This window comes from Alteromonas sp. AMM-1 (genome assembly GCF_047290655.1).
Lineage (GTDB): Bacteria > Pseudomonadota > Gammaproteobacteria > Enterobacterales > Alteromonadaceae > Alteromonas > Alteromonas mangrovi.
Map to the genome: position 1 here is coordinate 1 of NZ_JBLBUE010000150.1, position 8327 is coordinate 8327.

Genomic DNA, 8327 nt, shown 5'->3' on the forward strand with positions numbered 1-8327 from the left:
ACAACAACAAAATAAAATCATTATTAAAACAATAATAAAGGGAACAATATGGCGATTCGCGGTGAGTTTTCTTCTCGTATCGGGTTTATCCTGGCGGCAGCGGGATCAGCAGTGGGACTGGGAAACATCTGGGGGTTTCCAACCCAGGTAGCCAGTAATGGTGGTGCGGCATTTGTGCTTGTGTATTTGCTATTAGCATTTGCCCTGGCATATCCGGTATTAATGGCAGAGTTAATCATTGGGCGTGCCCACCGGGCGAACATGGTGGATTCGCTGGGTAAAATCACTTCCAATCCACTGGGCAGATTAACCGGCCTGTGGGGCTGTGTTACCGTGTCATTGATTCTGGCATTCTATGCCATTGTAGGCGGTTGGATGATTGCCTATTTAGGCGAATCCTTGTCCCGTCCGGTTATGCCTCAGGCACTAAGCGACTGGTTTATTAGTTATTCACTGAGCAGTAACCTGGTGTTCTGCGCGCTGTTTCTGGGTCTCACCTCTTACATTGTGCTGGGTGGCGTAAAGGCCGGTATCGAACGCTGGTCTGTTCGTTTAATGCCTACTCTGTTCATCCTCATGATAGTGCTGATTGTGTATGTAAGCTTCCAGCCTGGAGCGAGTGAAGGCTGGGCCGCTTATCTGGTGCCCGATTTCTCACTGGTGCTCAATCCTGATTTATTAATTGATGCAATGGGCCAGGCATTTTTCTCAATGTCACTTGGTGTAGGAACCATGCTGGTTTATGGCTCCTACATGAGTAAAAATGAAGATCTGCCCAGCATTGGTGCGGCTGTAGCACTGGTAGACATTGGCGTTGCGATTATTGCTGGTATGCTGATCATTCCAGCCATGTACGTGGCACTGAACAATGGTGTGCAAATATTTTCAGACAGTGGAGAGTTAATCGCCGGTGATCAACTGATTTTTACCGTTCTGCCCGCACTGTTTAAAACCATTGGGCCAATTGGGATTGTAGTTTCAGTTGTGTTTTTTGCGCTCATGGTGATTGCTGCACTCACCAGTTCCATTTCAATGCTTGAAGTGCCGGTAGCGTACTTGTCTGAAAGTCGCAATATGCCGCGCAAGCGTGCAGTGTGGCTGGTTACCGCTGCTATTTTTGTGCTCAGCACCGTCATTATTATACATTTCTCTGTATTGTTCGGATTTGTAATCGACCTGACAACCAAATACAGCCAGCCATTACTCGGCTTTGCTTTGTGTATCTTTGCGGGCTGGGTTTGGAAGCGCAATGAAATATTAGATGAGCTTAAAGCGAGCGCGCCTGATATGGAACAGCGTTTATTTTGGAAGATTTGGCCCTGGTATGTGAAATTTGTGTGTCCGGTTGTCATTCTTGTGATGTTTTATCGGTCAGTGATGTAAGGAATAGTCATGACGTCTCAACAAGAAATTAAACAACCCAGTTTGCTTGATGCCCTTATCCCCATTGTTGCCCTTGTGCTGATGATGGGCACAGCGGTATTTTTGTTTGCCGATAATTCGTCATTCGGTCCTAACCAGATAGCACTGCTAATCGGAACGGGGCTGGCTGCTATTATTGGAATGAAAAATGGTCATCGCTGGGCTGATATTGAAGCAGGGATTATTCAGGGGATCTCGGTATCGCTGGGGGCCTGCCTAATTTTGTTAGTGGTAGGGTCGTTAATTGGTACCTGGATGCTGGCCGGTACTGTCCCTACGCTAATCTACTATGGTTTAGAACTGCTTAACCCTTCAATGTTTTATGCAGCAAGCTGCCTAATATGTGCCGTGGTAGCCATGAGTATAGGCAGTTCCTGGACGACTGCAGCAACCGTAGGTGTGGCCCTGATGGGCGTAGCGGCAGGCATGGATATGTCGGCGGCAATCACTGCAGGTGCAGTGGTATCGGGCGCTTATTTTGGCGATAAAATTTCTCCATTATCTGAAACCACCAATCTGGCACCGGCTGTGGCTGGTGTGGATTTGTTTGACCATATTCGCTACATGCTGTGGACTACTATTCCCAGTTTTGTACTGGCACTACTGCTGTTTGTCATTTTAGGTTTCAGTGCCTCTACAGACCAGTCGGCAGCTAAGATCCACGAAATGCAACAATTGCTGGACAATACATTTAATTTGAATTTGTTGATGCTGGTGCCGTTGGTTGTGCTACTTACCCTTGCTGTACGCAAAATGCCTGCTTTTCCTGCCGTAGCGATTGGCGCGTTATTGGGTGGTGCCTGGGCCATTATTTTCCAGGGCGACGTCATTTTGGGTATGAAAGACGGCGCGGACTCTAATGTGGTTGGCACGGTAAAAGTAGTATGGACGGCATTATTTGACGGCGTGAGTTTTGACACCGGCGATACCACACTGGACAGCTTGTTAAGCCGTGGTGGTATGTCATCTATGCTCAATACCATCTGGCTGATTATTTGTGCTATGTCTTTTGGTGCCGTTTTGGAACGGGTAGGGCTGTTGAACCGCGCTGTGAGCGCTATATTGCATGGCGCCAAAACCGCTGGCGCTATGGTTACCCGCACCATTCTTACCTGTATTGGCACCAATTTGATCACAGCTGATCAATATATGGCGATTGTTATGCCGGGTCGTATGTATAAACAGGAATTTGAAAAGCGCGGTTTGAATCAGCTTAATTTATCGCGCAGCCTGGAAGACGGCGGTACGCTTACATCACCATTGATCCCATGGAATACTTGTGGTGCATACATGCACGGGGTATTAATGGTGCATCCGTTTGAGTACATTTTTTATGCGTTTTTCAACGTTATTAACCCGTTCCTGGCGATGATATATGCTTATCTTGGCATAAAAATCCTGCGTATCACGCCGCCAGAAATCGTGGTTGAATCATCATCTACAAAGTAAACCAGCAAAGGAGAGTGTATGACATTAATGGCTAAACGCCGTGCCGATTATCGCGCGCCGGCATTCACAATCAGCGATATTGATTTGAATGTGACCTTACATCCAACGGCTACGCGTGTGATCAGCAACCTCCAGGTAACGCGACAAGGTAAGCACAGTGAGCCTTTGCAACTGGACGGTGAGCATTTAACGTTAGTGTCAGTAAGTCTCAATGGACAAGAATTTACCCATTTCACTCAAACCGAAGTGGGTTTATTACTGGAAGATGTGCCTGATAGCTTCTCATTAACCATTGAAACCGAAATTAATCCCGAAGCAAATAAAGCACTTGAAGGTTTGTATTTATCGAACGGGGTGTATTGTACACAATGCGAAGCGGAAGGATTTCGCAAAATTACCTATTATCTCGACCGACCCGATGTGCTGGCACGGTTTACCTGTACCGTAACAGGAGATAAAGCGTCACTGCCCACCTTGCTGGCAAATGGCAATCCTGTTGCCCGGGGCGACAATGACGATGGTACACATTGGGTAACCTGGCAGGATCCTTTTCCGAAACCAGCCTATTTGTTTGCACTGGTCGCCGGTAGTTTTGATCAGTTGACTGATACGTTTACCACTGCCAGTGGTAAGGCCGTTGCACTGGAATTATACGTTGATAAAGGTAAGCGTGAACGAGGTGTGTTCGCCCTGGAAGCCTTAAAGCGATCAATGCGCTGGGACGAACAGGTGTTTGGTCTTGAATACGACCTGGATATCTACATGATTGTGGCGGTAGATTTCTTTAACATGGGCGCTATGGAGAACAAAGGCCTGAACGTGTTCAACAGCAAATTTGTGCTGGCCGATCAGGAAAGTGCTACCGATGAAGATTTTTTCAATGTGGAGTCGGTGATTGCACACGAATACTTCCACAACTGGACGGGTAATCGGGTAACCTGTCGCGATTGGTTCCAGTTAAGCCTGAAAGAAGGTTTAACGGTATTTCGCGATCAACAATTCAGTTCTGATATGAGTTCACCGCTAAGCAACCGCATTAAGCAGGTGCGGGTAATGCGTGAACATCAGTTTGCTGAAGATGCCAGCGCAATGAGCCACCCTATACGGCCCGACGAAGTTATTGAGATGAATAACTTTTACACCGTGACTGTGTACGACAAAGGCGCTGAAGTTATCCGAATGATGCATACGTTGTTAGGACAAGACGGTTTTCGAGCCGGGATGGACGAATATTTTCGACGTCATGATGGACAGGCGGTGACGTGCGATGATTTTGTGTCTGCGATGCAGTCTGCAACCAGCATCGACCTCACCCATTTTTCATTGTGGTATAGCCAGTCTGGTACACCGGTTGTTTCGGTTAAACGCGAAACAACCGATTCGGTGACAAAGCTGATAATCAGCCAGACAACACCAGCCACTGCCGGTCAGCCGGTTAAACAACCTCTGTTTATCCCGTTACAGGTTGAATTTATTAATGAACGGGGTGAGCACGTTTCCCCTGATACCCCAATGTATCGTGATAATCTGTGTATTTTAGATCAACCAGACATTGCTCTTAGCTTTACAGGAAAAGGCAACACTATTACACCAGTGGTGTTAGGTAACTTTTCGGCGCCTGTAAAATTGCAATCGGATTTAACGCCAGATGAATATTTGCACGCTTTTCGATTTGCTAAAGACGCATTTTCCCGATGGGATGCGATACAGCAATTATATAATTGGGCTATTGAACAATATTACACGGGTCAGTCGCAACGTGTTTCACCCGCGTTGTGGCAAGGCTTGGTTGCCGCGGTAAAAGCAGAGCAACACAATCCTGAATTGCTGGCTGAGTGCCTGGTTGTGCCCAGTTTTGAAGCACTGATCCAAAGCCGCACTAATATTGATGTACATGCACTTTACAAAGCGCGTGAAGCGTTTGTAACTGATTTGTCTGATACATTGGCATGTATGCTCGATGCGATTTACCAACAAAACCAAACCGGTAGCTACACATATACCGTTGGACAAGTCAGTGCGCGTCGTTGTAAGAACACGGTTCTGGCTTTGTTAGCTCGTCAAAACGATACGTCAGCCATTATTCGTAAGCAGTTTGAACAGTCTGACAATATGTCAGATTCGCTGGGGGCATTAAAAGCAGCGCAAATTCATAACTTAGCCTTGTTCAGTGAACTTATGCAGCAGTTTGAACAGCGTTGGCACAATGACCCACTGGTACTCGATAAGTGGTTTGGTTTACACGCAACATGTGCGCGCGCTGACATTTTGGCGCAGCTTACCCTGTTGCGCCAGCACCCACAGTTTAGTCAGCAAAACCCGAATCGGGTAAGGGCAGTGGTTGGCAGTTTTGCTTTTTATAACACAACAGGCTTTCATGCCGACGACAGCTCGGGTTACCGGTTTTTAACCGACTACCTGCTGGAGCTGGATAAGTCCAATCCGCAAGTGGCATCGAGATTAGTGACCCCGCTGACGCAATGGCAGCATTTTGAATCAGGCCGCCAGGCATTGATGAAAGGGCAGTTATCCCGACTGCTGAATCATGCTGGACTGAGTAACGATCTTTACGAGAAGGTTAGCAAGGCATTGAGCTTTGGCAACAATGACTAACACCGACAAAGTGTACTTTTTCACGCTTAACGAATCCTATTCAAATTGCCAGGCCCTATACAGTGGCCTGGTTCCTCACGCCTTGTTACAGGCCGAGAACGGTATTCGGGTTCAGGTACCGGCAGGGCGGTTAAGACGCTTCATAGATAGCCGTGGTTTATGCGGTAGATTCAGGTTAATTATAACCCCTGAAAATAAAATTAAATCTTTTGAGCGCATTCGCTAGCTTTGTACTATAACTATCAATCAGTTATTCCATTAAATTCGGTTTACACTCAGGACTTTCAGTAGCGTCAATAAAAGATGTTTACGGCATTTTTTCAACTGGTACGATTAGTTCTTGCTATCCGTGAGAAATGATGTAATCATTTTGTTAAATAAACCGATGTGTGTCGTTTTATCAGCAGCTTACTGCTGAATCAGGAGTATAAAAATTATGATAACCAGGCCTAGCGCATTCAAAAAATCGCCTATCGCAGCCGGACTACTTGCATTATTCGGAGCGGCTTCGCTTCCTGCAAGTGCTGCGTCATGGGATGTAGGTGATGTTTCGATATCACTCGACTCAAACTTTACTTTAGCTACCAGTATCCGCATGGAAGACCGCGACTACAAACTGATTGGTAACAGCAACCATCCTCAGTTTAATTGGTCTGGTTACAATGCGGCTACGAATGTTATTTATCCCAGCGGTGATGTATGGGCCCTGGCGGATGGAAGCTATTCAAGCAACGGTGATTTGGGTGATTTAGCGCACGATCCCGGCGAAGCGTTTTCAACGCAGATTTCCGGTAACCACGAATTGGATATTCGCTACGACAACATTGGTTTCTTTGCGCGCGGATTCTGGTTCTACGATTTCGAACAAATGGATCACGATCGTCCATGGAGCAACCCCATCACCAATCAGAAAACAGAATTGTGTGATGATCCCGAAGCCAAAAAGCTGCTTTGCTCTGATGTGCGTTTACTTGACGCCTTCTTCTATGGCGACTGGTGGGTTGGCGAAAAGCCATTAACCGTTCGCGTAGGTCAACAAGTTATCAGCTGGGGTGAGAGCACCTTCATCCAACACGGTATCAACACTACCAACCCAGTAGACGTAACGCGCGCCCGTACACCTGGTGCAGAGTTAAAAGAAGTATTTATTCCGGTAGGCATGGTATACGCGTCGCTGGGTCTTACCGATACGCTGAGTATTTCTGGTTACTACCAGTACGAATGGGAGCGTAGCTGGTTACCTGTGGCAGGTAGCTACTTTGCAACCAACGACTTCGCGGCAGAAGGCGGTCAGGCGAATAACATTCAGTTAGGTTTTACCGGTAACCCGGATATCGACCTTGATTTCCTGTTGGCGTCGTTAAATGGTTTAGGCGATGCACTGCGTGCAGGTGCCAATGCATCTCAAATCAGTCAGGCCTATCCGGCGTATCCTACTAAGGTTGCAATTCGCGGATACAGCGATCAGGCACACGTCGATGCCGATGACCAGGGTCAGTATGGTATTCGCGTAACCTATTTCGCCGAAGCACTGAATGAAACTGAACTGAGTTTCTATCACATTAATTATCACAGTCAGCGTCCACTGATTTCGGGTGAAACGTCTAACTTTACTGCGGCGGGCATTGGTGCAGATCTGGCGTTTTTGGCCACCAACAACATTACCCGTAACAACATCACTGAGTTGCAGGCGTTTACAGAAGCTAAGTTCTACTATCCGGAAGACATCAAGTTATACGGTATGAGCTTTAACACCAACATCGGTACCACTGCACTGGCAGGTGAATTTGCTTACCGTGTGGATGAGCCACTGCAAATCGACGACGTAGAATTGCTCTACATGGGTATGCCAGAACAGCTGGCTAATGCGGGTTTACGCCCGGATTTAGCGGGTATTTCCCAGTTAAATAACATTGGTCGTGCCGTGGGCCCAGGTGAAACAGCCGAAGGTTTTGTGTTCTCAGATACCTGGCAGGCACAGTTTACCTTGTCACACGTATTTGGCCCGGCGTTTGGTACTGATAACTTCGTTCTGTTAGGTGAAGCGGGTTATGTAAACATTGTGGATTTCCCGGATCCATCGGTAGTGCGTTTAAATGCACCGGGTACTGCCCGTACACCATCACTGGAGCCAACCGAAACCGGCAATCCGCGTACAGGTTTACACACTGGTTTGTCTAACGGTCCGGAAACCAACCCATTTGCTACTGACGATGCATGGGGTTACCGCATTCTGGCCGTGGCTGATTTCAACAACATTTTCGCAGGTGTGAATTTGCGTACACGTGCAACCTTCTCACACGATGTGGAAGGTACCACGCCTGATCCGCTGTTCTTATTCACGGAAGGGACTAAGTCAGCCAATATTTCATTTACGTTTGATTACTTGAGCCGTTGGTCAGCTTCCGCGTCTTACAGCAGTTTCTGGGGTGGTATTGGTACCACGAATGCGCTGTCTGACCGTGACTTCATCTCGTTCGACATCAAGTACGCAATTTAACTGAGAGTAGTAAGGTTATGATGAAAAAGATTGGAATTATTGCTGCTGCATTAACCGTTGCGTTAACTGCAGCACCATTGCAAGCAAAGGTCAGCAGCGCAGATGCTGCAAAATTAGGTACTGAACTCACTCCTCTGGGTGGCGAAAAAGCGGGTAATGCCGACGGTTCAATTCCTGCCTGGAATGGCGGTATAACCTCAGCGCCTGCAGGCTACAAGGCGGGTGATTTCCACCCTGATCCTTATGCCGGTGAAGCACCGCTGTCTACCATTACCGGAGCGAACTACAAAGAGCATGCTGCCTTTTTGTCTGACGGCTTAATAAAGATGTTTGAGACATACAC

At 47.2% G+C, this 8327-nt stretch carries 5 protein-coding genes and 1 pseudogene; all 6 read left to right on the forward strand.

Features of this window, described 5'->3' with window-relative positions; genetic code table 11:
• Positions 1 to 48 precede the first annotated feature (48 nt).
• Complete coding sequence (locus tag ACLR2L_RS16655; RefSeq protein WP_413369684.1) at positions 49 to 1383, forward strand: sodium-dependent transporter; 1335 nt, start codon at positions 49 to 51, stop codon at positions 1381 to 1383.
• A gap of 9 nt (positions 1384 to 1392) precedes the next feature.
• The gene (nhaC, locus tag ACLR2L_RS16660) at positions 1393 to 2871 is read left to right on the forward strand and encodes a Na+/H+ antiporter NhaC (RefSeq protein ID WP_413369686.1); all 1479 of its coding nucleotides are present in this window, start codon (positions 1393 to 1395) and stop codon (positions 2869 to 2871) included.
• An 18-nt stretch (positions 2872 to 2889) separates the two neighbouring features.
• Positions 2890 to 5484, forward strand: a complete 2595-nt coding sequence (pepN, locus tag ACLR2L_RS16665; protein ID WP_413369688.1) for an aminopeptidase N — start codon at positions 2890 to 2892, stop codon at positions 5482 to 5484.
• Positions 5477 to 5710 carry a DUF2835 family protein gene (locus tag ACLR2L_RS16670; protein ID WP_140957602.1) on the forward strand — a complete coding sequence of 78 codons (234 nt, stop codon included), beginning with the start codon at positions 5477 to 5479 and terminating at the stop codon, positions 5708 to 5710. Before pepN ends, ACLR2L_RS16670 begins: the two co-directional genes overlap by 8 nt.
• Positions 5711 to 5920: 210 nt before the next feature.
• Entirely contained in the window at positions 5921 to 7984 is a 2064-nt protein-coding gene (locus ACLR2L_RS16675) for a DUF1302 domain-containing protein (protein ID WP_413369690.1), read from the forward strand.
• Positions 7985 to 8001: 17 nt separating this feature from the next.
• Positions 8002 to 8327, forward strand: a pseudogene (locus ACLR2L_RS16680) (DUF1329 domain-containing protein); the annotation flags it as partial.